This is a genomic window from Mesorhizobium sp. M0496, assembly GCF_040321205.1.
In the GTDB taxonomy this organism is placed as follows: Bacteria; Pseudomonadota; Alphaproteobacteria; order Rhizobiales; family Rhizobiaceae; genus Mesorhizobium.
This window is the reverse complement of sequence record NZ_JAMYRC010000006.1, coordinates 177493-203410: the sequence shown is the minus strand read 5'-3', so window position 1 is coordinate 203410 and position 25918 is coordinate 177493. Positions and strand designations below refer to the sequence as shown.

Sequence of the window (25918 nt, the reverse complement as noted above, 5' to 3'; positions counted from 1 at the left end):
GGCATGCATCGTGAGATACTCGGCGATGAGGCGCCGCATTGCGGCATCATCGTCAATGACAAGAACATGTTTCAACGGCACACCTTCAATCTTGAATCCCCTTGTCTAAACCTGTTGCCGAGCAACCCTGGGGCACCGACCCAGAACAGCTGCTCCTTGATACCACTCGCCGTTGCGTGCGGCCAATGTGAGGCCGTGCTCGTCCTGTTCTTTTCATCCCCAGCGAATTGACCGCACCAAGGCAGCCCGTGGCCACCAGACAGGTTCAAGCGCCGACATGACCCTGCCGTGTGGTCCTTCGCTTTTTCGCTTCGAGCTCCCCCGTTGGTGCAGGCCTGCCGATATCACTCGAGTTCGACCTCATGGATGCCAAGTTTCCTGCTATGCCCTTGCATCCTGGTCATCCTGGAGTTTGCGGACCTGGATCATCTCGATATCCTCCGGCTCGTGGATCCAGCTCGGACATGATTGAGCAGCGCGGCGTTTGGCTTGATCGGAGAGGCGGTCGGCGGAAGAAGACCGTGATTCGCTGCAGCGGCCTTGTGCCAAATAGTATGTCTCCTGCCAAGCCGGCTTCGTCCAAGGTGGCCGGCGGCCTCAAATGCTGTTCGGGCGACCGGCAGGTCGCCGGTTGCGGTGAACGTCCGGGCTAACATTTCTCAGTTACTGCAACTCCTCCATCTTGAGCGTGTCACTATGCTTGTCCATTGCGCCGTCGGACTCCGTCAATGACGTGCGGTTTTCTGCCGATGGGACTGTGCATGATCCTCCCTTTGGCGGCGGCGGCGGCCGAACAGCTGAACCAGGCTCGCACCAGGATGGGCTGCGCCGCCACGTCTTCCCAGTTGACCCTCGCCCCCGCGGATTTGCGCCTTCGAGCCAGCTTCGCGACGAGCTCGCGACTCAAGCAATGATCTGAGTGTGCAGGGCCGCGCATGGCTGCTCTTTAAGCACCGGCAGCATACCGGCAAAGTTGGGCTGCTTTATCGCCTTCGTCGATTCCCCACGGTGATCCCGACCCTGAACAAACCCGCCAAGCTCCCCATTTTGTCCTTGGCTTGGCGCTGACAGAAGTACCATCCATGGCGCCGAAGTCGCGGCCCACAGTCTAGGAGCAACGGACGGCCGGGACGAGCAATCCTGCACAGGAGTCATTGTACCAAGATGCTCCGGATGTCGCTGGCTGATCGGGCCCGCGCCACCCACGCATGCGCAAGATGCTCACCCACGCTGACACGAACACGGTCTTTGCTTCAGTTGAAACCGAAAAGCTGAACTTGAACATCACACAGTAACAAACCTCCCCGATAAGCGCGTGCCGGACAGGGCCAGAACCCGTCCGGCGGCTTGGAAAGGTAGGTGATAGGAAATGTTTATTGCAGCTTGGCCGCTGGCCATCGTCCTGTTGACATCCATGTCGCTCCCAGCCGAGCCCGCGCCACTTTCTCCGCGTGAGTTCCGCAGCCTGTCGCGCAAATGCGCTCCCTGGGTTGCGCCGTCCACCCTGGCCGCGATTGCCAAGATTGAAAGTGGCTTTGACACGCTGGTGGCTCATGACAACACCACAGGTGAGCAGCTTCGCTGGATAGACCACCTGGAAGCCACGCGGGGCATCAAGGAACGCCTCGAAGCACAACATTCTGTCGATGTTGGATTGATGCAGATAAACAGCAAGAACTTTGCCATTCTCAATCTTACGCCGGAAAGGGCTTTCGAGCCCTGCGCCTCGCTTTCGGCTGCCGCCCACTTGCTTGAAAGCCGGTATGCCGGCGGCACCACTGCTGTGGCACAGCAACTGGCGCTCCGCCGTGCCATCTCGGCCTATAACACGGGCGACGTCACGCGTGGCTTCGCCAACGGTTATGTACGCAAGGTCGAGTCGGCCGCAAAGGACATCTCAAGTCTCCTTGAGCGAACGCTGGAGCCGACTGCTCGAGATGTGCCGCACCTTGAGGCACCCGGTCGGAAAGCCGTGCCGCCTCTGCTCCAGCAGGGCCAACAGGCCAATAGAAAGAAGCAGCCCAACCAAGATTCTTGGGACATTTGGGGCTCGTATCAGCCAGACCGCTCCGGGGCCGATCCCTCCGGTCCGACAGGCAGCCAGGCTGCGAAAGCACGGGAACCCGCGAACCCGAACAAACTCGTATTCGATTGAAACATGGAGATGCAATGATGACGCCACTAAAGATACTTCGTGCGCTTAAAACGCGTGTTCCTTCGCCTTTTTCCATGCTGCGCATGGCGGCTGAATATGTACCGGCCGCTGCTGCAGGCGCGGCGTGGACGGTCTTCTACAGCGGGCCAGCTGCGGCTCAGGTGACCGGAGGGACGGATCCTGCCAAGATGGTCCAGAATATCTGCACGTTCATACTTGGCCCCTTTGGACAATCACTGGCCGTGCTCGGGCTCGTAGCCATCGGTATCTCTTGGATGTTCGGTCGTGCTTCACTTGGCCTGGTTGCGGGTGTCGTTGGAGGGATCGTCATCATGTTCGGGGCCAGCTTCCTGGGCAAGGCGCTCATAGGCGGTGGCTGATGAGCGACCGGTTGGAAGTGAGCACCCTCTATGTGGCGGCGACGCGCCCCGCACTGTTTCTGGGGGTGCCGCTGACGCTGGCCGGATTGCTCATGATGTTGGCTGGGCTTGTTATCATTATCCTTCAGAACCCGCTCTACGAAATCGTTCTCGCGCCACTCTGGTTCGGAGCACGGCTGGTTGTTGAGCGTGACTATAACGCGGCAAGCGTCGTGCTGCTCTATTTGCAGACGGCCGGCAGAAGCGTGGACGGGCCGGTCTGGGGAGGCGCAAGCGTCAGCGCCAATCCGATCAGAGTGCCGAAACGCGGAAGAGGAATGGTGTAATGTTCGGCGCCAGCGGCCGGACCGAGAGGTCTGGCGAGATCTACCTTCCGTATGTTGGTCACGTAAGCGATCAGGTTGTCCTTCTGGAAGACGGATCGATCATGGCCATGGCACATGTGAACGGTGTGCCCTTTGATTTGGAAGACGCTGAGATGCGCAACTCGCGCTGCCGCGCGTTCAACACTCTCTTGCGCAACATCGCCGATGACAATATCTCGATATACGCTCATCTTGTGAGACACAACGATGTGCCGGCGCCGGCGCCGCGCCAGTTTCAAAGTGCATTCGCTGGCAGTCTGAGCGAGGCCTACGAACGTCGTGTGCTGTCGGGAAAGCTCTTTCGCAACGATCACTTCCTCACTTTGATCGTGTCCCCCCGCACCGCAATCGGCAAGATCGGCTTGCGGATTGCCAAGTCCCGCAGACGGAATGAGCACGATCTAGCCACCCAAATGCGGAGCCTGGAAGACCTCTGGCACATCACTGCTGGCGCACTCGGCGGTTACGGTCTGCGCCGGTTGGGCATTCGTGAGAAAGGCAACGTGCTCTTCACGGAAATCGGCGAGGCGCTTCGGCTCATGATGACTTGCCGGTTTCTTCCGGTTCCGATGGTTACCGGCTCCCTTGGCGCCTCGATCTACACTGACCAGGTCATCTGCGGGAAGCGGGCGCTTGAGATTCGAAGGCCCGGGGATAGCTCCGTCGGATCATTGTTTTCGTTCCGTGAATATCCGGCGACGACGCGGCCGGGCATGCTAAATTCCTTGCTGTCCGCCAACTTCCCGCTTGTCCTGAGCCAGAGCTTTTCCTTCCTCACTCGCCCACAAGCTCATGCCAAACTAAGCCTTAAGTCCAGCCAGATGACGAGTGCCGGCGACAAGGCTCTCACCCAGATCAATGAACTTGCCGAGGCAGAGGACGCACTGGCAAGCAACGAATTCGTGATGGGTTCGCATCATCTGAGCCTGTGCGTCTATGCCGACAGCCTCAATAGCCTTGCAGATCGCGCAGCAAGTGCCCGCGCACGGCTGGCCGACGCGGGCGCCGTTATCGTCCAAGAGGGCATCGGCATGGAGGCCGCATATTGGTCCCAACTTCCGGGGAACAACAGGTGGCGCACGCGCCCGGGGGCGATCACCTCACACAATTTTGCCGGGCTCGTCTCATTTGAGAACTTCCCAAGCGGTTCCAGTTCCGGCCACTGGGGCAATGCTGTTGCGCGCTTTCGGACAAACGGTGGAACTTCTTTCGACTACATCCCCCATGAGAATGACGTCGGCATGACGGCAATATTCGGGCCCGTTGGCAAAGGCAAGACGACGCTGATGACCTTTGTCCTCGCGATGCTTGAGCAAAGCTTGGTCGATCGCAATGGTGCGATCGTCTTCTTCGACAAGGATCGGGGTGGTGAACTGCTGGTGCGAGCCACGGGAGGGACATATCTTGCGTTGCGCAGAGGCGCTCCGAGCGGCTTGGCCCCTCTGCGTGGACTGGACAACACCTCCGCCTCTCGGGACTTTCTGCGCGAGTGGTTGATGGCCCTGATCGAGAGTGACGGCCGTGGTCCGATCTCGCCGGAGGAAAGCCGTCGGCTGGAACGCGGCATTGTTCGTCAGCTTTCGTTCGAACCCCCTATGCGCTCACTTGCGGGCCTGCGCGAGTTCCTATTGCACAGCCCCTCCGAGGGCGCAGGAGCACGGCTGCAGCGGTGGTGTAGAGGGGGGGCGCTTGGATGGGCCTTTGACGGCGACGTGGACGAAGTAAGGCTGGATGCCTCGATTACGGGCTTCGACATGACGCAGCTCCTGGAATATGAGGAGGTCTGTGCACCGGCCGCCGCATACCTTCTGCATCGAGTGGGCGCTATCGTCGATGGTCGTCGGTTCGTCATGAGCTGCGACGAATTTCGATTCTATCTACTCAACCCCCAATTCTCGGCCGTTATCGACAAGTTCTTGCTCACGGTCCGCAAAAACAACGGCATGTTGATACTCGCAACGCAGCAGCCTGAACACGTTCTGGAATCGCCTCTCGGAGCTAGTCTCGTTGCGCAATGTATGACGAAAATTTTCTACCCATCACCGACGGCGGACCGCTCTGCATATGTCGATGGCTTGAAGTGCACTGCGCAGGAGTTCGAGGCAATCCGCCAGGGAATGGCAATCGGCAGCCGCAAGTTTTTGCTCAAGCGCGATAGCGGGAGTATTGTTTGCGAATTCGATCTTGGGCAGATGCGCGAGTACGTAGCCGTACTCTCGGGGCGGGCCAACACAGTGCGCTTTGCCGACCAGCTTCGTAACCAGCACGGAGACGCCCCAAGTGGGTGGCTCGACAAGTTCATGGCCCGGTACCATGAAGTTCAAGACTGACGGAGGAATATTCATGAAATTTGCCAAACTTGCAGTAACGACCCTTGCTGCTTCCCTTCTGCTTCACGGACAGGCCCGTTCGCAATGGATCGTCACCGACCCTGTAACAGAAACACAATCGACCTTAACAGCGATTTCCAATGCGGCGATCCTTGAGAGGTCAATCGAGACGCTCGCTACCACGATCGAAATGGTGACAATGCTGACGTCGTCATTCGCTGTCACGGGACTGCTAAGCTCACTGAACCAAGGAAATCATTACCCGTCGAGCAATAAGCTGGAGGAGCAGATGTTTGATGCTCGGGCGCCAGCTTCGATTATGGCCCGTAACATTGCGAAGGACCCAAATCGGATTGTCAACGGCACCGATTCAGAAGCGAAACTGTTACAGGGACAAATCGCCGGGGCCGCCAATGCCGCAGCTATTGCAGCCGACACTTTGGGCATGATGGACAAGCGCCTTAAGGATAACGCCGGCACGCTTGGTCAGCTTTCCCGCTCGGGAAATATTATGCAGGCCACCGTGACCAACGGTCTGGTCCTCAAGCAGATTCACGATGCGATGATCCAAAATGTCCAGGCCACGAGTCTGCTGACGATGGCCACTGCACAAGGGAGCCTTCACGCCGTGGAGGAGGCCGCCACGCAGCGTCGCGAACATCAGGACACCGCTAATATGTTTAGCATCCTCCCGTAAACCACACAGAGTTCATCAGGCTCAGCTGCGCTGATCAGGGACACATCAGGCTCACGCCATGAATTTCAAAATTCCCGCGCCATTCACGACTATACACACGATCTTTCATGGGGCCTTCACGTCCGGGCTGCACAAAGTGCTTGAAAACGTCCAAGCGGCGGTCAGTGCGCCTCTGGTTGCGTGTGTCACGCTCTGGATAATAATCCAAGGCTGTCTGGTCATGCGTGGTCAAGTCGATGCGCGCGGGGGTATCTCGCGCGTAATCATGGTGTCGATTGTCGTCGCCCTTATCTTAGGGCAGGCCAACTATCAGCAGTACATTGAAGCGCTCTTCGACGACACGATTCCGAGGTTGGCTCACGACATCAGTGGCAGCGACTTGCCCTTCATCGGAATCCCCCAGAAGCTCGATCTCATGTTTGCTTCAAGCCAGTATGTCTTTCAGCTGATTGCTTCCGAAATTGGGCCTATGAACGGCCAGGACATACTTGCTTTCGAGGGAGCGCAATGGATTTTCTACGGCGCGCTGTGGACAGCGTTCGAGATCTACGATGCCGTTGGAATTCTGACGAAGGTGCTCTTGACGATCGGCCCCCTGGTCCTTGTAGGCTACCTTTTTGATCACACTCGAGACATAGCCACCAGATGGATCGGCCAACTGCTCTCGTACGGGCTGCTGCTTCTCCTCCTCAACATCGTTGCAACGATAGTAATCGCTGCCGAAGCAGTCTCGCTGGCAGCCATGCTTTTGATGATCAAATTCTCGGGCACGACAGCAGCCAAGATCATCGGGCTTTACGAGCTCGACATGCTTTTCCTAGCTGGTGACGCTCTGATCGTCGCGCTTCCGACGATCGCCAGCAGCATCGCCGGCGGCTCTTGGGGAGGTGCGAACCGACCTCTTAACAGCCTCAATCGCCACTTTGCCAAAACGGCGGGTGGTTAATCAATCGACAAGCTCGGTGCCAAAAACATGAAATATTGCCTACTTCTGTCAATCCTCGCTTTGGCCGCCTGCAAGACGAGCCATGGGCTTGCGACGTGCGCGGGTGCCCCATTCCAACTGAACGTGGGACAATGGGAAACCACCCCTGAGGATCTTCAGGTCGAATGCGCGGAAGAGCCAAAGTGAAATTTCCTGAACATGCCCTTCTGGTGGAGAGAGAAACGCTAGCCGCCCACTATAAGAAGGTGGAAGCGTTTCAAACGTCACGAGCGAAGTCTGCGCGGCGCCTGTCAAAGGCCCTGATCGCCTTTGCCGCAGCGGCGGTCCTAGGAAATGTTGCCCAGGCATTTACCATCGCTGCCATGGTCCCGTTGGCCAAGCTCGTACCTGTGTTCCTCTGGGTCCGGCCGGATGGGACCGTCGACAGCGAAGTGTCAGTCTCTCGACTGCCGGCAACCCAAGACCGAGCCGTCATAAATGCTTCGCTGTGGGAATATGTACGCCTGCGCGAGGGGTACACAGCAGATACAGCCCAATACGCCTATGACCTCGTATCCAGTTTCAGCGCGCCGGCTGTGCGACAGCAATATCAAGATTTCTTCAACTATCCGAATCCCACCTCGCCGCAAGTCACGGTCGGCAAGCGCGGCAAGCTCGAGGTCGGGCATATTTCTTCAAACGACATCAGTCCGGACGTTCAACAGATCCGTTACAAACGTACGCTTGTTGTTGATGGGCAGATGCCGATAGTGACCACCTGGACAGCTACCATCCGCTACGAGCGCTTGACGGGTCTGCCTGGGCAATCGAGGCTCACCAATCCGGGAGGTCTACTCGTCACTTCTTATCAAGGCTCGGAAGATAGCGTATCGAACCTGGGCTATGTGCAGCCATGACAAAAAGAGCGTTTCTCGCGCTGGTCTGTTCACTCTTCTTAACGATGGAAGCGTCCGCGGAAGACACACCACTTGCCGGCAAGCATGATGCGCGCATGCGCTACCTGGCTTACCGTCCCGACGAAGTGGTGCGCCTGTCTACCGCAGTGGGGGCAACGCTGGTTGTCACATTCGCGGCCAACGAGACAGTCGCAGCCGTGGCCGTTTCCAATAGCAAAGACCTGGCTGCGCTCCCGCGCGCCAACTATCTCTTTTTTAAGGCTAGCCGGATGCTCCCGCCGCAGCCGGTCATCGTGCTGGCCGAGAGTGAGTCCGGTACACGGAGATACGTCTTCAGTATTTCAACAAGAGCGATGCCAAAACTCGATGAGCAGCAACCTGACCTATACTACAGTGTGCAGTTCACCTATCCTGCTGATGAGGCTGCTGCTCGGAGAAAGGACGCAGAAAGGCGCTCGATTCTTGGTCAGGCCCGGGCGAAAGTGCTGCACGACGAGAGAGTTCAGGATTTGTTGAATCGGCCCGCCGCAACTACCAGTCCGGACGAAAGCAATTTTCACTACGTCGCAAAGGGCGATCGATCGCTGTCGCCGCTGCAAGTTTTCGATAATGGCTTTACCACCGTATTTGGCTTCGCAAGCAATTCCCGCATACCCTCTCTCTACATTATCAATCCCGACGGCAAGGAAGCCGCTGCCAATTACACGGTCAAAGGGGACTATGTTGAAGTATCCGCAGTCGCCCGGGAATGGCGTCTGAGAGATGGCAATACGGTCTTGTCCATTTTCAACAGGGCTTATGACCCTGTGGGACGAGCGCCAGGGACCGGCACAGTGACACCCGACGTGTGGCGCGTTTTGAAAGGCTCGGCCGATGAATGAAACCGGCCCACAGTCGGGACATGATGTCCATGCCTCCGGATCGATGGTCTCGGAGCCGGCCCGCCGGCATGTTTCGGGATTGCAGAAGTTGGCCGTCGCTGCTCTTGTTCTCATCTCATCTCTATCGCTCATCTGGCTCGGAGGTCGTCCCAGCACACAAGACGAGCCAACTCAGCCAAAACCTCCAATTGTCGCCGACGCCGAGCCATTCCGCCCCGTGCCGATTGAGATTGCTCCCGAACCTCCAGCACCCGTACAGGTGGCGCAGGCAGGAGATCCTGCGCCATCTACGCCGCCTCCGGCGCCAGCTGATCCGCCGCCGGAGGAATCACCAATTTTCGCCTACAGTGGCAGCGGTCAAATGCCCAACGACGGTCAGCGGAGCGAAGACAACCATAGGGATGCTCCCGCAACCTCGGATGAGATTTCAGACGCTGGCGATCTGTCGGGGCGATTGAAGCCAGATATACAGGAGCCGAGCCGGGCCACACTTTTGCCGCACCCTGATCTCGTGATTACTCAAGGAACGATAATTCCCTGCATTTTGCAAACGGCAGTCGACACAAACTTACCGGGTTATGTGAAGTGCGTCTTACCTAAAGACGTCCGCGGCGCCACCAACAACGTGGTGCTTTTGGATCGCGGGACGACCGTGATTGGCGAGATCCAGCGTGGTCTCCAACAGGGGGATGCGCGTGTCTTCGTGCTGTGGACGCGCATCGAAACGCCTGACCATGCCCTCGTTTCGCTAGCATCGCCGGGCGCTGACGAGCTCGGCCGCTCCGGAATGCCTGGCACGGTGGATAATCACTTCTGGCAGCGCTTTGGCGGAGCAATGCTCATGAGCGTCATTCAAGGCGCGTTTCAGGCCGCCGGTCAATACGCTGGCAGCTCAGGTGGAGGAAGCGGCATCAACAGCTTCCAGAGCAACGCCGGACAAGCCGTTGACACGACCCTTAGAGCAACGATCAACGTTCCGCCAACTCTGAAGAAAAACCAGGGAGATGCTGTATCCATCTTTGTGGCTCGGGATCTCGATTTCTCAGATGTATACGATCTTAGAGCGACCGCCGTGGCGCCAGCCCCCCAACATCGTGAACGCCGGAGAGACAACAATGCGACCGGAGGCTGACCCTCAATTGCGTTTGCTTCTCAACCCTGTTCTGAAATGGCTTGAGGAGCCAAGGACCGAAGAGGTCGCTATCAACCGGCCTGGGGAAGCCTTTGTCCGACAGGCCGGCGTTTTCACGAAACATCCGCTACCGCTATCTTATGACGATCTGGAGGACATCGCGATCCTCGCTGGAGCGCTGCGCAAGCAAGATGTCGGACCGCAAAGCCCCCTCTGTGCGACTGAGCTGCCGAACGGAGAGCGGCTGCAGATCTGTTTGCCGCCCGCTGTTCCCTCAGGAACAATAAGCCTGACGATACGGCGTCCCTCAAGTCGTGTGACCGAACTCAAGGAAGTTTCTTCTCGCTACGAATACTCGCGTTGGAATCAATGGCGGTCACGAAAGGAGCGCCAAGAGCGGCAGGACGAAACGATTCTTCAGCACTACGACAATGGTGACTTGGAGCAATTTTTGCGAGCGTGCGTTTGCGGGCGGCTCACGATGCTGCTTTGCGGACCTACTGGAAGCGGCAAAACGACAATGAGCAAGACTTTGATCAACGCTATACCCCCGCAAGAGAGGCTGATAAGTATCGAGGACACGCTCGAACTTGCAATCCCGCACGAGAACCATGTCCGGTTACTCTATCCGAAGGACCGAGCAGGCGTAGGTGCGGTGACAGCCGAACAACTGTTGCAAGCCAGCTTGCGCATGCGCCCTGATCGAATATTGCTTGGCGAGATGCGCGATGATGCTGCTTGGGCCTACCTTAGCGAAGTCGTCTCCGGCCATGCGGGATCAATATCAACGATTCATGGGGCGGATCCGGTCCAAGGCTTTAAAAAGCTCTTTTCACTCGTCAAGAGCAGCCCGCAAGGAGCTGCTGTGGAAGACCACACGCTTCTTGACCTGCTGTCGGCTGCCATTGACGTCATTGTGCCGTTCCGTACCCACGGCGACGTGTATGAGGTGGGGGAGGTGTGGCTCGCCGCCGATGCCCGGCGACGCGGAGAGACAGTAGCCGACCTTCTTAACAAGCACTAAGGCTAGAGCATGTCGGGGATCGGTAAGTGGTTTGTGATACGATGGCGTAATTTGTTCAGATTGAACGTCCACTTTGATTTGACGGAGGTGGATAATGGGAGGAGGACTGGGCGTAGACCTTCGGTCACAAGTCTGAAGTCTTCGGGCGCCCTGTCGGCGAGGCAAGCTGCGGCACGATTCGACTGGGTGTATCGAGCGCGTCCGCTGAATTGCGCGGGCGACGCTCAGCGAGCTGGTGCCGATGCCTGCTTCAAAAGCGGCATCGACACCCGGCAGGTCGTACCCTTGATTTACCTAGCCGCGCTCAATGAGCGTGTTCAAAGCCGCCGAACGTGGTTCGGAATGACCGGTTGGTAAATCGGGAAGTGCCATATAGGTAATCCTCCTGGTGGTCCTCTCAATGAACAAAGCCGCAACCTGCCCTTGCGACCTCAGCTGGAGTTTGCGACGCAACCCATATAGGAGGATCGATGCGCAGAGAAATCGCACGCAGAGTCGGTGGCATTGTGGGCTGGCCGACCGACGGCTTCAGCCCGTCAACAGGTCTTCACGTGTTCCATCCCCGACTATTGCAGGCGTGCGGCTTGCATGCTCCCGCGATCACCCATCGGAAAGAGCGTTACGAACACTACGACGAGTTGCGCGACTTCTGCTGTCGCCCCGGTCTTACAGCGGACGGTGACCTGTCCTACCTTGATAGGACGTGAAATGCGAACGCTGCTCATTGATCATCATGTGGATCTTACGCGCGCCGTGCGAGCTGCGCTCGGGGATAGCGGTTTTGCCGTTGATGTAGTTGGCAACCTGGAACAGGCGTCGAGGGCATTTTGTTGCGCAACCTATGAAATTCTCCTGCTGGAGTTGGCTCTGCCAGATGGCGATGGCTTGGGCTGGCTGAGACAGCTAAGGAGCGACGGGCATTCAGTTCCAACCCTCATTATGAGCAGCATCAACGATCTCGAGAAGCGAATTGCAATTTTCAACGGTGGCGCGGACGACTTTCTGCTCAAGCCCGTCTCTTTCGATGAGCTCATCGCCAGAATGAGAGCCATTCTGCGCCGGTCGACACAGGTGACCGACCCCATCGTTGTATTTGGCAATCTCAATTTCGATCCGATCGGCCGACAGGTTTCCGTCTCGGGTCATCCTCTGAAGATCGCACGCCGCGAATTATGTATTTTAGAGCATCTGCTTATCCGTGCAGGCCGCATCGTGCCTCGTGCGCAGTTGGAAGATCACCTCTATTCGTTCAACGACGAGGTATCTGCCAACGCGCTTGAAGTCGGAATCTATCGCTTACGTGGACACCTGAGTAGGTCAGGTGCAACGCCACGGATCACGACCGTGCGCGGCATTGGTTACCTTCTTGAATTGACTGAGGCGGCATCCGCATAGTTGGTCTAAATTGAAAGAACAGACTGCCTGCCCGTCGTCAGGTTGAGCTTATATGAGGAAGGTAAAGACGGAACGGGTGTGTCAGGGCAACATTTCTTCACCTTCTCGATGTGTTGCGGAATCCATGGTCTGAGCCCGATGGCATGACGCGGCCCGTTTATCCGAGCCCAATCCAACTTATATACGGTCGCTGCTCGAAACAGCGGCACCAACATCCCGCTTGCGGCGGGTACGGGCTCAGGAGGACGGGACCATTCTTGTGGCGGGGCATTTCAGGCCATCCCAACCTTCGGTTCGTCCACCTGGATCCGCCAGGACTGATCAGGCCCTGGAAGAAGTGCTTAGTTCACATTCCATGGGTGAGCGGCAATCGGCATCAGGCGCTCTTCATGACCGCCCCCTCGATGACGACGCCGGCGTTGACGTATTTCCACAGCGCCACGAGTAGCTTGCGGGCGAGCGCCACAATCGTCGCCTTCTTGAGGCGCCCGCCGTTCTGCTTCACCCGCTCCTTGAACCACAAGGAGAGCGCCGATTGCGATTGATGGCGCAGCCATAGCCACGCGAGCTGGATCAGCGTAGTTCGCAGCCTTGGATTGCCGGATTTCGAAACGCCCTGGTCGTGTGAGACGGAGCCGCTTTGCCAGGGGGTCGCCGCCAGGCCAGGCCGGCGTAGGCGGCCAGCTGTCGTCGGTTGTCGTAGTGCCGCGACAGGCCCTCCGTCCACAGCACGGCGGCAAACTCCTGCCCGATGCCCTTCAGGTCGAGCAGCATGGCCGGGGCTGGCGAGGCACTCTGCTCGGTCGCAAGCATGGCGTCGCGCTCGGCCTCGACCGCCTTGATCTGTTCCATCAGCAGCTCCAGCCGTTCGAGTTCGCGATCAATCTGCTGCTTCAGATGGTCCGGCAGCGGACGCCCGTCGCCGGTCTTCAGCGCCTCAAGGCACCTGCGCCGATCGCGCCGCAACGGCTCGTAGCCGGAGACACCCTGTGCAAACAGCAGGCCTTTGATGCGGTTGACATGGCGGGTCCGCTCGTTCGTCAAGGCCTTGCGCTCACGCGAGAGGCGGCGGCGGTCCTCTTCCTCGGGGGTGGGCACCCGCAGCATGGCGCAGACGCGCGGCTCGCCCCTCTTATAGGCGAGCAGCGCGCGCACCAGCGCCTCGCCGTCGATCTTGTCGGTCTTTGCCCGACGCCGCCGGCGTGAGGTGGCAATCGAGGCCGGATCGACGACGTGGCTTTCGATTCCTTCGGCCTGCAGCACCCTGTGGATCCAAAAGCCGTCGAGCCCGGCCTCTTGGACGACGATGATCGGAAAGCATTTCCCGGTCCGCGCCTCGGCCTTCCGGTTGAGCTCGGCAAACCGCGCCAGCATGCCGGCCACGTCGCCGGCCGCCACTGCGTGTTTCGACATCTTCTCGCCAGCGCCCGGCGACAGCGAGGTGATCAGCCATTTCGAGCGGCTGAGTTCCAACGAGACGAAAATTGCGCCAAGATCAGTGCGGATGGCGGTCAACGCATCGGGTCGGTGTGCTGCAACGGGCATGCTCGGCCTCCAAGGTAGGGTGTCTAGGGTTTAGCAACCTCACCTTTGCCACAGCGCAGGTCGCTAACCACCCTCCTCATAGGATCTTGTGGCCATATTCGACATCGCGGCCGCCCTTGACGATGGTGTCGGCATGGGGTTCGAACGGCTCTGTCGCAAACCTTTTGGTAAGCGGAGCATGGCAAGAAACACTCCTCAGCTGTGGAGGAGCACGTGATGTTCAACGGCCACCATATCGACCAGTCGGTGATCCTGCTGTGCGTGCGCTGGTAGCTGGCCTACACTCTGAGCCTGCGCGATCTGGAAGAGATGATGGCCGAATGCGGCTTGAAGGTCGCCCATTCCACCGTGCATCGCTGGGTCGCCCACTTCTCGCCGTAGCTGCTGGAGCGCTTCAACCGGCGCAAGCGTGTGGTCGGCAGCAAGTGGCATATGGACGAGACGTACATCAAGGTCCGCGGCCATGGATGTATCTCTACCGCGCCATCGACAGCCTCGGCGACACGGTCGAGTTGTTCTTCAGCGAAAACCGTGACCTGGTGGCGGCCCAACGCTTCCTCCACAAGGCGCTGACGCGCCATGGCCGGCCGGAGCGCATCGTCATCGACGGCAGCCAGACCAATTACGAAGCGATCCTTTCCTGCGACGCTGAAAGCCGGCTGCGGCAGCGATCGCGGCGACCGCTGAAGCCGATCCGCATCCGCAATAGCCGGTATCTCAACAATCGGATCGAACAGGATCACCGGCGTATCAAGCGCCGCATTCGATCCATCGGCTTCAAGTCGCAGGCGAGCGCCGTGGTTATCCTCTCCGGCATCGAGATGATCCACATGATGGGCAAGCGACAGGCGAGGTATGCCTACAAGTCTGTCGATCGCTGTTTCGATATCCTAAATGCCGAGATGGGCGCCTTGCCACGCTCCTCAATGCCCCTCATGATTCACCGCCTATAGCTACCAACTGAATGAATCATCGTGATTGTCGCGCAGCGGAATCCTCAAGGATCGGGCAGTTCGTAGGGGGCGCCGGTTTGACCAGGTTGAGCCCGCGAATTGCTCGATCGGACAAGATCCTAATTCTGACGAGATCCTCGGGACGCACTCCAAGTTGTCGATCATGTTCGGCACACAAGGAAAGGGCGGCATTGCTGCCGCCCTTTCCGCTGTAGGTTGATAGGTGCTGGATTAGAAATCCATGCCGCCCATGCCGCCCATGCCGCCCATACCGCCGCCGCCCATGCCGCCAGGCATGCCGCCGCCAGCCGACTCCTTCTTCGGAGCCTCCGCGATCATGGCTTCGGTGGTGACGAGCAGGCCGGCGACCGAGGCCGCGTCCTGGAGGGCAGTGCGCACGACCTTGACCGGATCGACGATACCCATGGCGATCATGTCGCCATATTCGCCGGTCTGGGCGTTGTAGCCGAAGGTCGCGCCCTTGTTCTCAAGGATCTTGCCGGCAACGATCGATGCTTCCGCACCGGCGTTGGCCGCGATCTGGCGGGCCGGAGCCTGCAGCGCACGACGAACGATGTTGATGCCGGCGGCCTGGTCGGCATTGACGCCGGTGACCTTGATGTCGGCCGAAGCGCGCAGGAGAGCGACGCCGCCGCCTGCAACGATGCCTTCTTCGACGGCCGCGCGGGTCGCGTTGAGGGCGTCATCGACGCGGTCCTTCTTTTCCTTGACTTCGACTTCCGTCGCGCCGCCGACGCGGATCACCGCAACGCCGCCGGCGAGCTTGGCCAGACGTTCCTGCAGCTTCTCCTTGTCGTAGTCCGAGGTGGTCTCTTCGATCTGCTGCTTGATCTGGGCGACGCGGCCCTGGATCTCGGCCTTCTTGCCGGCGCCGTCGACGATGGTGGTGTTCTCCTTGGAGATCGACACCTTCTTGGCGCGGCCGAGCATGTTGAGGCCGACGTTCTCGAGCTTGATGCCGAGGTCTTCGGAGATGACCTGGCCACCGGTGAGGATGGCGATGTCTTCCAGCATGGCCTTGCGGCGATCACCGAAGCCCGGCGCCTTGACGGCGGCGATCTTCAGGCCGCCACGCAGCTTGTTGACGACCAGCGTGGCGAGCGCCTCGCCTTCGACGTCTTCCGAGATGATGAGCAGCGGCTTCGAGGTCTGCACGACGGCTTCGAGGACCGGCAGCATCGCCTGGAGGTTGGAGAGTTTCTTCTCGTGCAGGAGGATGTAGACGTCCTCGAGCTCGGCAACCATCTTGTCGGCGTTGGTGACGAAGTAGGGCGAGAGATAGCCGCGGTCGAACTGCATGCCTTCGACGACCTCGAGTTCAGTCTCGGCGGTCTTGGCTTCCTCAACCGTGATGACGCCTTCGTTGCCGACCTTCTGCATCGCTTCGGCGATCATCTTGCCGACCGACTCGTCGCCATTGCCGGCGATCGTGCCGACCTGGGCGACTTCCTCGGAGGTCTTGATCTTCTTGGCAGCCTTGCCGAGCGCCGCGACGACTTCGGTCACGGCCAGATCGATGCCGCGCTTCAGGTCCATCGGGTTCATGCCGGCGGCAACGGCCTTGTTGCCTTCCTGGACGATCGACTGCGCCAGAACGGTCGCGGTTGTGGTGCCGTCACCGGCGATGTCGTTGGTCTTCGAAGCAACTTCGCGGATCATCTGCGCGCCCATGTTCTCGAACTTGTCGGAAAGTTCGATTTCCTTGGCGACGGTGACCCCGTCCTTGGTGATGCGCGGTGCGCCGAACGACTTGTCGATGACGACGTTGCGGCCCTTGGGGCCGAGCGTGACCTTCACCGCGTCGGCGAGGATGTTGATGCCGTGAAGCATGCGCTCACGGGCATCGCGGGAGAATTTTACGTCTTTGGCAGCCATTTTTTTACTCCTGGGCATCTCGCCCGAAATTCAGATTTGATGGTGCGAAGGAAAGGCGGCAGCGTGTCAGCCGATGATGCCCATAATGTCGGATTCCTTCATGATCAGAAGGTCTTCGCCATTGAGCTTGACTTCGGTGCCCGACCACTTGCCGAACAGGATGCGGTCGCCGGCCTTGACGTCCAGCGGGACCAGCTTGCCAGCTTCGTCACGAGCGCCGGAGCCGACGGCGATGATCTCGCCTTCCTGCGGCTTTTCCTTCGCCGTATCCGGGATGATGATCCCGCCGGCGGTCTTGGATTCGGATTCGACCCGGCGAACGACCACGCGGTCATGCAGCGGCCGGAAATTCGACTTTGCCATTTTTGGATGTCCTTGGTGCAGATGTTGAACGGTTCTCCGTTGCCGGAGCGTGCTTAGCACTCAGCGGAAGCGAGTGCTAACGCGGCAATGAGATAAGCCGCATGCTCCTGCTAGTCAAGACGGAAGAGCAAAGAGCAAAGAGAAAAGAGCAGACAGCAAAGAGAAGAGAGCAAAGAGCGTGTAAGCATCGAGCCTTTTATGTGAACAATGTCGGGTATCAGACATATATGGGGCGGCTCACCCTTTGTATTTGAGCTTTATTCATATGGCACGAATGATGCAAGGGTGATGCATTTGATCTCATCCAGAGGCTCGCACGGGGTCGTGCTGCGTCAGCTCGATCATGTCGAGCTTCAGAAGGCCATTTTGGCATTGGTTCTGTTGCCCTATTGCCATTCATGACCAGTCCTGCGCGCGTGAGCCGGCCGGCTAGATTCCAACCACGAGAGCGCCGCCGCTGAGACCCGCACCCGCCGCCGACAGAAGGATTTTCTCTCCAGGCTGGAATGGCTCCGTCTGGTTGGCGAGCGAGAGCGACAGCGGGATCGTCGCGGCCGAAGAGTTGCCGTATTCGGCAATCGTCTTGACAATTGCTTGGTCCGCGATGCCGAGGTTCCTCCCGACCGCGTCGAAAATCCGAGTATTGGCCTGATGCGGCACGAACCGGCCGAGATCGTGTGGCCGCACTCCGGCAGCGGCTAGCGCGCTTGTCGAGCAATCGGTCATCATCTCGACGGCCTTTGCGAACACTTCGCGGCCGTCCGTCATCCTCATTCGGGTTTGCGCGAGATCGAGGTCACCGTGGAACGGCTTGTTGCTTCCTCCTGCGGGAATCTGGATCAGCCCGTATCGCGAGCCGTCCGAAGCCACCGAGGCACCGAGAATGCCCCGATCAGCATCATCGCACTGACCGATCACCAGGGCGCCGGCGGCATCGGCAAACAGGACCGAGCTTGCGCGCTCGGCTGGATTGATGCGGCGGCTGAGGATGTTGGCGGCGATAACAAGGCTCGCTTTGCCGTGCAGGCGGGTAAATCCGTCCGCAAACATCAGCGCATAGATGAAGCCGGCGCAGGCGCCTGTCAGATCCACCGCGCCTGCGCGGCCAAGGCCAAGCTTGTGTGCGACCAGCGGCGCGCTCGGCGGCAGAAGATGGTCGGGCGTCGAGGTGGCAAGCAACAGCAGACCGATGTCGTGGCGCGCAATACCGGCGTTCGCCAGCGCCATGTCGCCAGCCTGGGTGGCAAGACCAGACAGCGTGTCTTCGTCGGTTGCCCAGAAGCGCGACCGTATCCCGGTACGCCTTTCGATCCAGCCTGGATCAAGACCGAGATTGCTCTCGATTTCGGCATTCGCCACCTTGCGCCCAGGCGCATGATGGCCAAACCCGAGAATGCGCGACGACTTGCTCATGGCCTGGACCCGAAGCGTTCGCCCGCCTCCTCAATGGCGTCATAGAGTCGCTCGAGCTCGTCGCCGGTGATGCAATAGGGTGGCAGAAGGTAGAGGACATTGCCGAGCGGGCGCACAAGTAGCCCTCGCTCGAGGAAGAAAGCGCGCAGTTTCGGTCCGATCTCGGCGAGATAACCTGCGGAACCGGTTCGCAGGTCGAGCGCCGCGATCGTGCCGGTCGCCCGGCAGTCGGTGAAGAAGCTGTTGTCGCGAAAGCGTCGAAGCCCGGTGGCCTGCATTGCGCTCAAGGCCGCAATGCGCTCGGCCACCGGCTCGTCCCGCCAGATCTCGACATTGGCAAGTGCTGCCGCGCAGGCAATCGGGTTGGCAGTGTAGGAGCTCGAATGGAAAAACGTCTTCTTCCGGTCCTCGGAATAATGAGCCTGGAAGATGGCATCGGTGGCAAGCGTTACGGCCAGCGGGATGGCGCCGCCGGTCAGGCCTTTCGAGGTGCACAGGATATCTGGAGAGATCGATGCCTGCTCGCAGGCGAACATGGTTCCGGTCCGCCCCCAGCCGGTCATCACTTCGTCGGCGATCAGCAGCGTGCCGGAGGCCTCAGTGATCTTCTTCAATTCGGCCAGAACTGAAGCCGGATACATCAGCATGCCGCCGGCGCCCAGCACCAGCGGCTCGACGATTAAGGCTGCGGCTCGTCGATCGCGGGTCACAGCCTCTAAACGATCCAGCGTCTCCTGCTCGCGCCCCGCTGCCGGAAAGGGGATGGTGTCGACCTCGAACAGCAAGGGTTCGTAGGCGGCGTTGAACACGCCACGCGCACCGACGCTCATCGTGCCGATCGTGTCGCCATGATAGCTGTGATCCATGACGACGATGCGCGAGCGTGGGGCGCCGATGTTGCGGAAATAACTGAGTGCCATCTTCAGCGCTACTTCGACCGAGGTCGAGCCACTGTCGGAATAGAACACCCAGTCGAGTCCAGCGGGAGCGAGGCCGACAAGCGCCTTGGCCAAGCGCTCTGCCGGCTCGTGCGTGAAGCCCGCAAAGATAATCTGGTCGAGGCTCGACGCGGTTGTCTCGATTGCCTTCATGATGCGGGGATGGCGGTGGCCATGTGTGACGACCCACCAGGAGGAGATGGCGTCCAGGATGCGGGCGCCGTCGGCCCTGCGGAGATAGGCGCCTTCAGTCCGGACGATTTCTGGGATCGCAGGCTCGAGCGCGTGCTGGGTGAAGGGATGCCACACATGAGACTGCGACATCAGTCACCTCCAGTAATCGAGGCGAAGGCGAAGCCGGCAATCATTGCGTCCCTCAGTGTCTTGCCGGTCAGCAGATCGAGGTGCGGCAGCCTGCCGAGCTGCGGCGCACCGCTGAATTCCACGATGGTCCGTTGCGTATCGGCCATCTCATCGCCGATGAAAGCGATGCCGGCCAACGGGATGGATCGGGCGCGGAGCGCCTCGATCGAGAGCAAGGTGTGGTTGATGGTGCCGAGCGTGGTGCGGGCGCACAGAATGACGGGCAGCCGCCATTCAGCGAAGATGTCGATGAGCCTTGTGCGCCGGTTAAGCGGCACCATCAGGCCGCCGGAGCCTTCGATGACGAGCGGCGTCGGTAGCACGGGAAAAGCAAGATCGGCAGCCTTGATCGCCACGCCGTCGATCTCGGCCGAACGATGCGGCGACAGCGGGCTCCGCAAGCGGTAGGCTTCCGGCAGCACGCGCTCTGAGGGCAAGCCGGCAAGCCGCGCGACCACCTCGCTGTCGGTCTCGCCGTCGAGGCCCGATTGCACCGGTTTCCAGTAAAAGCCGTCGAGCAAACCGGCGAGCCCAGCCGCAAACACGGTCTTGCCAACTCCCGTGTCGGTTCCGGTGATGACGATGCGTTGGGTCATATCGCCTCCGGCAATCTTTGGGCCAACACCTCGACCAGCGCCTCGACCATGGCGGAAATGTCGGCTTCGCCGATATTGAGCGTCAGTGAGATGCGCAGCCGCGACGTGCCCTCGGGCACGGTCGGAGGACGAATACCGCGTATGTCGAAGCCGCGGGCCTGCAGGCGCGCCGCCACTGCCATGGTGCGCCTGACATCGCCGATTACCAGGGGCTGGATCTGCGAGCCGCTGGGTATCACGCCGCAGCGCTCGGCCAGCTGGCGGCCGGCGAGGGCAACGCGTTCATGCAGCTGAATACGCCGTATAGGCTCGTCGGCGAGCATTGCGAGTGCTTCGCGCACTGCCACTGCCATCAGCGGCGATGGCGCGGTGGCGTAGATGAATGGCCGGCAACGGTTGATCAGATACTCGCACAGTGTCCTCGGCCCGGTCACGAGCCCACCAGATGCGCCGAGCGCCTTGCCGCAGGTGTGGAGCGCGACGATGTTGTCGCGGCCCTCGAAAGCGGCGGCAAGCCCCCGGCCGTCCGGTCCCCAGACGCCGGTCGAATGCGCCTCGTCAATGACGATGAATGCGCCGTGCCGATCGGCAAGCGCGACCAGGCTCTCCAAAGGCGCGCAGTCGCCATCCATGCTGTAAAGGCTTTCCACCGCGATCCAGACGCATCCTATGCCGCCTTCGGCGCGCCAACGCGTGATCGCATCGTCGACAGCGTTGGCGTCGTTGTGCGCGGCCAGCACGAACTGTGCGCGCCCGGCCTGCGCACCCTCATGCATGCTGGCATGGGCGAGCTCATCGAGGACCAAAAGGTCGCCCTTCTGCGGCAGCGCCGTCAGTAGAGCGAAGTTGGCGATGTAGCCGCTGCCGAAGAACAGCGCGCGGTCGGCTCCAAAGAATGCCGCCGCGTCTGCCTCGAGCTGCTCGTGTTCCGGTGCATTGCCGCGCAACAGCCGCGACCCGGTGGCGCCAACCGGCGTGCCACGCGCAATCGCCGCCGCAACCGCTTCGCCAAGTCTTTTGGAGGCGGCAAGCCCGAGATAGTCGTTCGACGAGAAGTCGCGCCCGGCGCGCGGCTTCAGCGTCCGCAGCCGGTCCTTGCGCGCCAGTCCCTGCAAGGTCGCCTCATAGCGGGCAAGCGGTGCCCCGTTCATTGCGCCTCGAGTTCCATCGGCTCGATGCCAAGGCGCCGGAACAGCAGGCTATCCTTGTCCTCACCGGGATTGTCCGCCGTCAGCAGCGTGTCGCCGACGAAGATCGAGTTGGCGCCGGCAAAAAAGCACAGTGCCTGCATCTCGTCGGTCATGGCCATACGGCCGGCGGAGAGACGGATATGCGATTTCGGCATCATGATGCGCGCCAGCGCGATCACGCGCACGAATTCGATCGGCTCAATGGGCTTGGCATCGGCAAGCGGCGTGCCGGCGATCGGAATCAGCATGTTGATCGGAACGCTTTGCGGATGTTCCGGCAGATTGGCCAGCGTCACCAGCATGTCGATCCGGTCCACCGGCTCCTCGCCCATGCCGATAATGCCGCCGCAGCAGACCTTGATGCCAGATTGGCGAACGTGCTCGAGTGTCTCGAGCCGCTCGGCGAAACTCCGCGTGCTGATGACCTCGCTGTAGTAGCGTTCCGACGTATCGATGTTGTGGTTGTAATAGTCGAGACCCGCCTGCTTCAGACGAGCGGCTTGCTCAAGATCGAGCATGCCCAGCGTCATGCAGGTCTCCATGCCCAGCGCCTTGACGCCCTCGACCATCGCCACCATCGCATCCATGTCGCGCGCTTTGGGGTTCCGCCAGGCCGCGCCCATGCAATAACGCGTGGCGCCGGCGTCACGCGCTTTCTTCGCCTCGGCGACGACGCGCCTGACCTCCATCAGCTTCGACGCCTTCAGGCCGGTCTCGTGATGCGCCGACTGGCTGCAATAGCCACAATCCTCCGGGCATCCTCCCGTCTTGATGCTGAGAAGCCGGCTGAGCTGGACCCTGTTAGGATCGAAATTCTGGCGGTGCACGGTTTGCGCGAGGAAGAGGAGATTGTTGAAGGGGGCATCGTGAAGTGCCTGAGCCTTCTCCAGGGTCCACGCTCCAGGGTCAGGGGATTGAGCCTGTGGCGATGTCTGCGTTGGACTGGCTGTTTGCATGTCCATGCTGTTCCTCCGGTCTGTCTTGCGGGGTCTTTGCTATCTGACTGTCGACGATCGGAGAGGACAGTTGACCAAATCCTGTTCGTTACTCAGACAATCATGAGCCCCGATGGTCGAGGCCGATATCCAGGATCGGCGCGCTGTGGATGAGTCGGCCGACCGAAATCAGATCAACGCCGGTCGCGGCAATCGCTCGCGCTGTATCGGATGTGATCCCGCCAGAAGCCTCGGTGATAGCACGGCCGCCAACGATTGCGACGGCGCGGCGAAGATCGGCGAGGGACATGTTGTCGAGCAGAACCGCATCGGGAGCGAAGCCAAGCACCTCCTCCAACTGGGCCAGAGTATCGACCTCGACTCCGATCTTGACGAGATGACCGGCCCCTCTTCGTGCGCGCTCGAGCGCCGGGCGAACGCCGCCTGCGATGGCGATGTGGTTGTCCTTGATCAGAATTGCGTCGTCGAGGCCGAAGCGGTGATTGGATCCGCCACCCGCGCGCACCGCATACTTTTCGACTGCCCGCAATCCAGGCGTCGTCTTGCGCGTGCAGACGATCTTCGCGCCATATCCACGAACCGCAGCGACGATCGATGCCGTTGCTGTCGCGATGCCGCTCAGATGGCACAAAAAATTGAGTGCCGTCCGTTCGGCTGTGAGAATGGCCCGGGCAGGGCCAACCACTGATGCAATGACCTCTCCATCCATGACATTGCAGCCGTCTGCCCGCTCCACCGAGATTTCGACATCAGGATCAATCAAGCGGAAAGCGAGCATCGCCAGATCGAGGCCGGCGACAACTCCGGACTGGCGCGCCGCCAGCACGGTTCCCGCTTGGTGTTCCTTCGGGACGATGGCCTGCGTGGTCAAGTCGCCGGCTCTGCCAAGGTCTTCAAGAAGAGCTGCCCTTACAAGCGGCTCAAGCATGACCGTGGGAAGCGGCGAGAGCTTCATCACTTTGCCCCTTCGAGGCTTGGGGAGTGTCCGAGTTCCCGCGCAGCGGCCAAGGCGGCTTCGAGGGTGATTTCGGACCGTCTGGCGACAGTCGCATGATGAGGAAAGTCTGTCCGGTAGTGAGCGCCGCGGCTTTCTTCGCGCAACAGGGCGGCAACCGCGATCATCAGCCCGACAGCCGCCGGATCCGAGACCGCATCCTTGCTTTCGGCGAGCGGCAATAAGGCACGCGCGGCTGCTTTCAACCCTTCACCGTCCCGGACGATGCCGAGTGCGCGCGACAGGAAAACACGCACGGGTATCGGAGCGGGCGGTGGGTAAACGTTCGCAAACGCAGGTCTTGTTCTGCGAGCAGGCGTTCCGGCGACACTTTCAGCGACCCAGCGGGCGCACACGATTGCCTCGGTCAAGGAATTGCTGGCGAGCCTGTTGGCGCCATGCAGTCCTGTCGAAGCGACTTCGCCGCAGGCCCACAGCCCCTCGACGGAGGTCCTGCCAAAGCTGTCCACGGCAACGCCACCCATGTGGTAGTGTTGGGCCGGACGAATGGGGATGAGATCGCGCGCGGGATTGATGCCCGCTCCACGACAGGCTGATGCGATTGTCGGGAAATGTCGAGCGAATGCCGGGCCAGGCCGTTGTCGGGCGTCGAGAAAAACACGGTGGCCGTTCGCAAGATGGTTCCACACGGCGCGGGCCAAGACATCGCGAGGCGCAAGTTCCGCCCCTGGCACGCTTTGAAGAAAAGCCTGGCCGGTTTCATCGATCAGGGCAGCACCTTCGCCTCGGACAGCCTCGCTGACCAGGGCCATAGGGCGTTCTGGGCCGTCAAGCGCGGTCGGGTGGAACTGGATGAATTCGAGGTCGGCTAGGACAGCTCCAGCGCGGGCCGCAAGTGCAAGGCCTTGTCCGCAACTGCCACAAGGGTTCGTGGTGTCGAGAAACAGTCCCCCGATGCCACCGGTGGCGAGGACGACCCGCCGTGAGCCGAAGAAGAAAGGTCCGATCGAACAGCTCGCCCAGACGCCCCGGATCGCATTCTCTCGCACGGCCAGCCGGCGCGCTTCCACGGCCTCCACGACAACTATCGACGGAGTGGAACGCACAGCCGCGATCAGGGCACGCATGATCTCACGCCCGGTGCCGTCCCCATGCGCATGAACGATGCGACGTCGACTGTGTGCGGCCTCCAATCCGAGGCACAGTGATCCTTTCGGCGTGCGGTCAAAGGGAACCCCAAAGGCCGCAAGCCCCTCTATGGCCTTGGGCGCGGCTTGGAGGATGCGGCTCGCCACTTCTCTGTCGCAGAGACCATCCCCGGCAGCAAGCGTATCGGCCAGGTGCATTGCCGGATCGTCGTCTTCGCCGAAACTTGCAGCCAGACCCCCCTGTGCCCAGGTGCTCGAATTGTCAGCTCCCAGCAGCGACCTTGACAGAAGAAGCACCGGCTCCGGCGACAGTTGAAGCGCGGTCATCAGTCCGGCGATGCCGCCGCCGATGATGATGGGCCGCCCGAAGAAGCTGCGGAGGTCGGCGCTCAAACTGCCAGCATCCGTTCGACCGCAAGCCGCGCGCGCCCGGCGATCCCGGGTTCGATGGTTACGACATGGTGGTTCTGCTCGAGCGCCGTGCGGATGTTGGCAAGCGTGATCCGCTTCATGTGCGGGCACAAATTGCAGGGCCGGATGAACTCGACCTCTGGGTGCGCTAACGCGACGTTGTCGCTCATCGAGCATTCCGTCATCAGCACGACACGTGGCGGCCTTTGCCTGTCGACATAGTCGGACATGGCAGCCGTCGAGCCGGAAAAATCTGCTTCAGCCACGACGCCGGGCGGGCATTCGGGATGGGCGAGCACGACCACGCCGGGATGGCTTTCGCGCAACTCGCGGATGTCGGCCGGTGTAAAGCGCTCATGCACCTCGCAATGCCCTTTCCAGGCGACGATCTGCACATCTGTCTGGGCGGCGATATTCTGGGCCAGATATTCGTCCGGCAACATGATCACCCGGAGAACCCCCAGGGATTCGACGACCGCCTTGGCGTTGCCGGATGTACAGCAGATATCCGACTCGGCTTTCACTTCGGCCGACGTGTTTACATAAGTAATGATCGGAACGCCGGGATAACGCTGGCGCATCAAGCGCACGTCTTCTGCCGTGATTGATTCCGCCAACGAGCAACCGGCGCTGAGATCCGGAATGAGCACCGTCTTGTCCGGATTAAGGAGCTTGGCCGTTTCGGCCATGAAATGGACGCCGGCCAGCACGATGACTTGCGCCTCGATCGTCGCAGCCGTGCGGGCTAATGCCAAGCTGTCGCCGACGATGTCGGCCACGCAATGGAAAATCTCGGGCGTCTGATAGTTGTGCGCCAGGATGATGGCGTTGCGCTCGCGCTTCAGTGCAAGGATCGCCTCGATATCGTCGACGAAAGCCGGCCATTCGATCGGCGGGATCACTCGCCGGACGCGCTCGTAGAGCAACGCGGCCGCAGGCAGCATGGCGCTCATCAACCCCCTCCTGCTTATACTCTAATTGAAAATAACC

22 protein-coding genes and 3 pseudogenes are annotated in these 25918 nt (G+C 60.3%); 13 read left to right on the top strand and 12 right to left on the bottom strand.

Annotated features, from left to right (window positions below):
• Nucleotides 1-75, bottom strand: a pseudogene (locus tag NKI73_RS08945) (DNA-binding response regulator); the annotation flags it as partial.
• Between the two features lie 1294 nt (nt 76-1369).
• On the opposite strand from NKI73_RS08945, the gene NKI73_RS08940 reads away from it, so the two are divergent.
• The 12 genes from NKI73_RS08940 to NKI73_RS08885 all read left to right on the top strand — a co-directional run bounded on the left by NKI73_RS08940 (nt 1370) and on the right by NKI73_RS08885 (nt 12201).
• Entirely contained in the window at nt 1370-2155 is a 786-nt protein-coding gene (locus tag NKI73_RS08940; protein ID WP_352628634.1) for a type IV secretion system lytic transglycosylase VirB1, read from the top strand.
• A gap of 74 nt (nt 2156-2229) precedes the next feature.
• A complete protein-coding gene (gene virB2, locus NKI73_RS08935; protein ID WP_023673707.1) occupies nt 2230-2535 on the top strand; it encodes a pilin major subunit VirB2 in 306 nt (101 codons plus the stop codon).
• A complete protein-coding gene (locus NKI73_RS08930) occupies nt 2535-2861 on the top strand; it encodes a type IV secretion system protein VirB3 (protein WP_023679584.1) in 327 nt (108 codons plus the stop codon). The genes virB2 and NKI73_RS08930 overlap by 1 nt, the downstream gene beginning before the upstream one ends.
• Complete coding sequence (virB4, locus tag NKI73_RS08925) at nt 2861-5230, top strand: type IV secretion/conjugal transfer ATPase VirB4 (RefSeq protein ID WP_023762838.1); 2370 nt, start codon at nt 2861-2863, stop codon at nt 5228-5230. Before NKI73_RS08930 ends, virB4 begins: the two co-directional genes overlap by 1 nt.
• Before the next feature lie 13 nt (nt 5231-5243).
• On the top strand, nt 5244-5927 hold the full coding sequence (locus NKI73_RS08920; protein WP_352628633.1) for a TrbJ/VirB5 family protein: 684 nt from the start codon (nt 5244-5246) through the stop codon (nt 5925-5927).
• Between the two features lie 58 nt (nt 5928-5985).
• The gene (locus NKI73_RS08915; protein ID WP_023762840.1) at nt 5986-6873 is read left to right on the top strand and encodes a type IV secretion system protein; all 888 of its coding nucleotides are present in this window, start codon (nt 5986-5988) and stop codon (nt 6871-6873) included.
• Between the two features lie 27 nt (nt 6874-6900).
• Complete coding sequence (locus NKI73_RS08910; protein ID WP_081731114.1) at nt 6901-7059, top strand: type IV secretion system lipoprotein VirB7; 159 nt, start codon at nt 6901-6903, stop codon at nt 7057-7059.
• Complete coding sequence (locus tag NKI73_RS08905) at nt 7056-7769, top strand: type IV secretion system protein VirB8 (protein WP_023785251.1); 714 nt, start codon at nt 7056-7058, stop codon at nt 7767-7769. Before NKI73_RS08910 ends, NKI73_RS08905 begins: the two co-directional genes overlap by 4 nt.
• On the top strand, nt 7766-8650 hold the full coding sequence (locus tag NKI73_RS08900; protein WP_023766577.1) for a TrbG/VirB9 family P-type conjugative transfer protein: 885 nt from the start codon (nt 7766-7768) through the stop codon (nt 8648-8650). Before NKI73_RS08905 ends, NKI73_RS08900 begins: the two co-directional genes overlap by 4 nt.
• Nucleotides 8643-9782, top strand: a complete 1140-nt coding sequence (virB10, locus tag NKI73_RS08895) for a type IV secretion system protein VirB10 (protein ID WP_352567799.1) — start codon at nt 8643-8645, stop codon at nt 9780-9782. The genes NKI73_RS08900 and virB10 overlap by 8 nt, the downstream gene beginning before the upstream one ends.
• Nucleotides 9766-10806 (top strand): P-type DNA transfer ATPase VirB11, encoded by a 1041-nt coding sequence (gene virB11 / locus NKI73_RS08890; RefSeq protein WP_023762844.1) that lies wholly within the window; start codon nt 9766-9768, stop codon nt 10804-10806. The genes virB10 and virB11 overlap by 17 nt, the downstream gene beginning before the upstream one ends.
• 708 nt (nt 10807-11514) lie before the next feature.
• Nucleotides 11515-12201, top strand: a complete 687-nt coding sequence (locus NKI73_RS08885) for a response regulator (RefSeq protein WP_023814396.1) — start codon at nt 11515-11517, stop codon at nt 12199-12201.
• A gap of 376 nt (nt 12202-12577) precedes the next feature.
• Here NKI73_RS08885 and NKI73_RS08880 read toward each other — a convergent pair.
• Nucleotides 12578-13746 (bottom strand): annotated as a pseudogene (locus tag NKI73_RS08880) (IS110 family RNA-guided transposase).
• Between the two features lie 273 nt (nt 13747-14019).
• Between NKI73_RS08880 and NKI73_RS08875 the strand changes: the two are divergent.
• Nucleotides 14020-14699, top strand: a pseudogene (locus tag NKI73_RS08875) (IS6 family transposase).
• Nucleotides 14700-14930: 231 nt separating this feature from the next.
• On the opposite strand, the gene groL reads toward NKI73_RS08875, so the two are convergent.
• The 10 genes from groL to nadA form a co-directional block, all read right to left on the bottom strand.
• Complete coding sequence (gene groL, locus NKI73_RS08870; RefSeq protein WP_352565742.1) at nt 14931-16595, bottom strand: chaperonin GroEL; 1665 nt, start codon at nt 16593-16595, stop codon at nt 14931-14933.
• A 66-nt stretch (nt 16596-16661) separates the two neighbouring features.
• Entirely contained in the window at nt 16662-16958 is a 297-nt protein-coding gene (groES, locus tag NKI73_RS08865) for a co-chaperone GroES (RefSeq protein ID WP_019863563.1), read from the bottom strand.
• Between the two features lie 429 nt (nt 16959-17387).
• Nucleotides 17388-18371 carry a 3-oxopimeloyl-[acyl-carrier-protein] synthase BioZ gene (gene bioZ, locus NKI73_RS08860; protein ID WP_352628629.1) on the bottom strand — a complete coding sequence of 328 codons (984 nt, stop codon included), beginning with the start codon at nt 18369-18371 and terminating at the stop codon, nt 17388-17390.
• Nucleotides 18368-19633 carry an adenosylmethionine--8-amino-7-oxononanoate transaminase gene (locus tag NKI73_RS08855; protein WP_352628627.1) on the bottom strand — a complete coding sequence of 422 codons (1266 nt, stop codon included), beginning with the start codon at nt 19631-19633 and terminating at the stop codon, nt 18368-18370. Before NKI73_RS08855 ends, bioZ begins: the two co-directional genes overlap by 4 nt.
• Nucleotides 19633-20268, bottom strand: a complete 636-nt coding sequence (gene bioD, locus NKI73_RS08850; protein ID WP_023735844.1) for a dethiobiotin synthase — start codon at nt 20266-20268, stop codon at nt 19633-19635. Before bioD ends, NKI73_RS08855 begins: the two co-directional genes overlap by 1 nt.
• On the bottom strand, nt 20265-21419 hold the full coding sequence (locus NKI73_RS08845) for an 8-amino-7-oxononanoate synthase (protein ID WP_352628625.1): 1155 nt from the start codon (nt 21417-21419) through the stop codon (nt 20265-20267). The genes bioD and NKI73_RS08845 overlap by 4 nt, the downstream gene beginning before the upstream one ends.
• Complete coding sequence (bioB, locus tag NKI73_RS08840) at nt 21416-22414, bottom strand: biotin synthase BioB (RefSeq protein WP_352628647.1); 999 nt, start codon at nt 22412-22414, stop codon at nt 21416-21418. The genes NKI73_RS08845 and bioB overlap by 4 nt, the downstream gene beginning before the upstream one ends.
• A gap of 100 nt (nt 22415-22514) precedes the next feature.
• A complete protein-coding gene (gene nadC, locus NKI73_RS08835; RefSeq protein WP_352628623.1) occupies nt 22515-23369 on the bottom strand; it encodes a carboxylating nicotinate-nucleotide diphosphorylase in 855 nt (284 codons plus the stop codon).
• A complete protein-coding gene (locus NKI73_RS08830) occupies nt 23369-24910 on the bottom strand; it encodes an L-aspartate oxidase (RefSeq protein WP_352628645.1) in 1542 nt (513 codons plus the stop codon). The genes nadC and NKI73_RS08830 overlap by 1 nt, the downstream gene beginning before the upstream one ends.
• Nucleotides 24907-25881: a quinolinate synthase NadA gene (gene nadA / locus NKI73_RS08825; RefSeq protein WP_352628620.1), complete on the bottom strand. Its 975-nt coding sequence runs from the start codon at nt 25879-25881 to the stop codon at nt 24907-24909. Before nadA ends, NKI73_RS08830 begins: the two co-directional genes overlap by 4 nt.
• Between the last annotated feature and the right edge of the window lie 37 nt (nt 25882-25918).

What these genes read in the sequence shown, in the direction of transcription:
- bioB (WP_352628647.1), bottom strand. Translation starts at nt 22,414, where the DNA reads ATGCAAACAGCCAGTCCAACGCAGACATCGCCACAGGCTCAATCCCCT.
- NKI73_RS08920 (WP_352628633.1), top strand. Translation starts at nt 5,244, where the DNA reads ATGAAATTTGCCAAACTTGCAGTAACGACCCTTGCTGCTTCCCTTCTG.
- NKI73_RS08845 (WP_352628625.1), bottom strand. Translation starts at nt 21,419, where the DNA reads ATGAACGGGGCACCGCTTGCCCGCTATGAGGCGACCTTGCAGGGACTG.
- groES (WP_019863563.1), bottom strand. Translation starts at nt 16,958, where the DNA reads ATGGCAAAGTCGAATTTCCGGCCGCTGCATGACCGCGTGGTCGTTCGC.
- groL (WP_352565742.1), bottom strand. Translation starts at nt 16,595, where the DNA reads ATGGCTGCCAAAGACGTAAAATTCTCCCGCGATGCCCGTGAGCGCATG.
- virB4 (WP_023762838.1), top strand. Translation starts at nt 2,861, where the DNA reads ATGTTCGGCGCCAGCGGCCGGACCGAGAGGTCTGGCGAGATCTACCTT.
- NKI73_RS08885 (WP_023814396.1), top strand. Translation starts at nt 11,515, where the DNA reads ATGCGAACGCTGCTCATTGATCATCATGTGGATCTTACGCGCGCCGTG.
- bioZ (WP_352628629.1), bottom strand. Translation starts at nt 18,371, where the DNA reads ATGAGCAAGTCGTCGCGCATTCTCGGGTTTGGCCATCATGCGCCTGGG.
- NKI73_RS08915 (WP_023762840.1), top strand. Translation starts at nt 5,986, where the DNA reads ATGAATTTCAAAATTCCCGCGCCATTCACGACTATACACACGATCTTT.
- NKI73_RS08900 (WP_023766577.1), top strand. Translation starts at nt 7,766, where the DNA reads ATGACAAAAAGAGCGTTTCTCGCGCTGGTCTGTTCACTCTTCTTAACG.
- virB10 (WP_352567799.1), top strand. Translation starts at nt 8,643, where the DNA reads ATGAATGAAACCGGCCCACAGTCGGGACATGATGTCCATGCCTCCGGA.
- NKI73_RS08855 (WP_352628627.1), bottom strand. Translation starts at nt 19,633, where the DNA reads ATGTCGCAGTCTCATGTGTGGCATCCCTTCACCCAGCACGCGCTCGAG.
- NKI73_RS08940 (WP_352628634.1), top strand. Translation starts at nt 1,370, where the DNA reads ATGTTTATTGCAGCTTGGCCGCTGGCCATCGTCCTGTTGACATCCATG.
- NKI73_RS08930 (WP_023679584.1), top strand. Translation starts at nt 2,535, where the DNA reads ATGAGCGACCGGTTGGAAGTGAGCACCCTCTATGTGGCGGCGACGCGC.
- NKI73_RS08910 (WP_081731114.1), top strand. Translation starts at nt 6,901, where the DNA reads ATGAAATATTGCCTACTTCTGTCAATCCTCGCTTTGGCCGCCTGCAAG.
- nadA (WP_352628620.1), bottom strand. Translation starts at nt 25,881, where the DNA reads ATGAGCGCCATGCTGCCTGCGGCCGCGTTGCTCTACGAGCGCGTCCGG.
- virB11 (WP_023762844.1), top strand. Translation starts at nt 9,766, where the DNA reads ATGCGACCGGAGGCTGACCCTCAATTGCGTTTGCTTCTCAACCCTGTT.
- nadC (WP_352628623.1), bottom strand. Translation starts at nt 23,369, where the DNA reads ATGAAGCTCTCGCCGCTTCCCACGGTCATGCTTGAGCCGCTTGTAAGG.
- virB2 (WP_023673707.1), top strand. Translation starts at nt 2,230, where the DNA reads ATGCTGCGCATGGCGGCTGAATATGTACCGGCCGCTGCTGCAGGCGCG.
- bioD (WP_023735844.1), bottom strand. Translation starts at nt 20,268, where the DNA reads ATGACCCAACGCATCGTCATCACCGGAACCGACACGGGAGTTGGCAAG.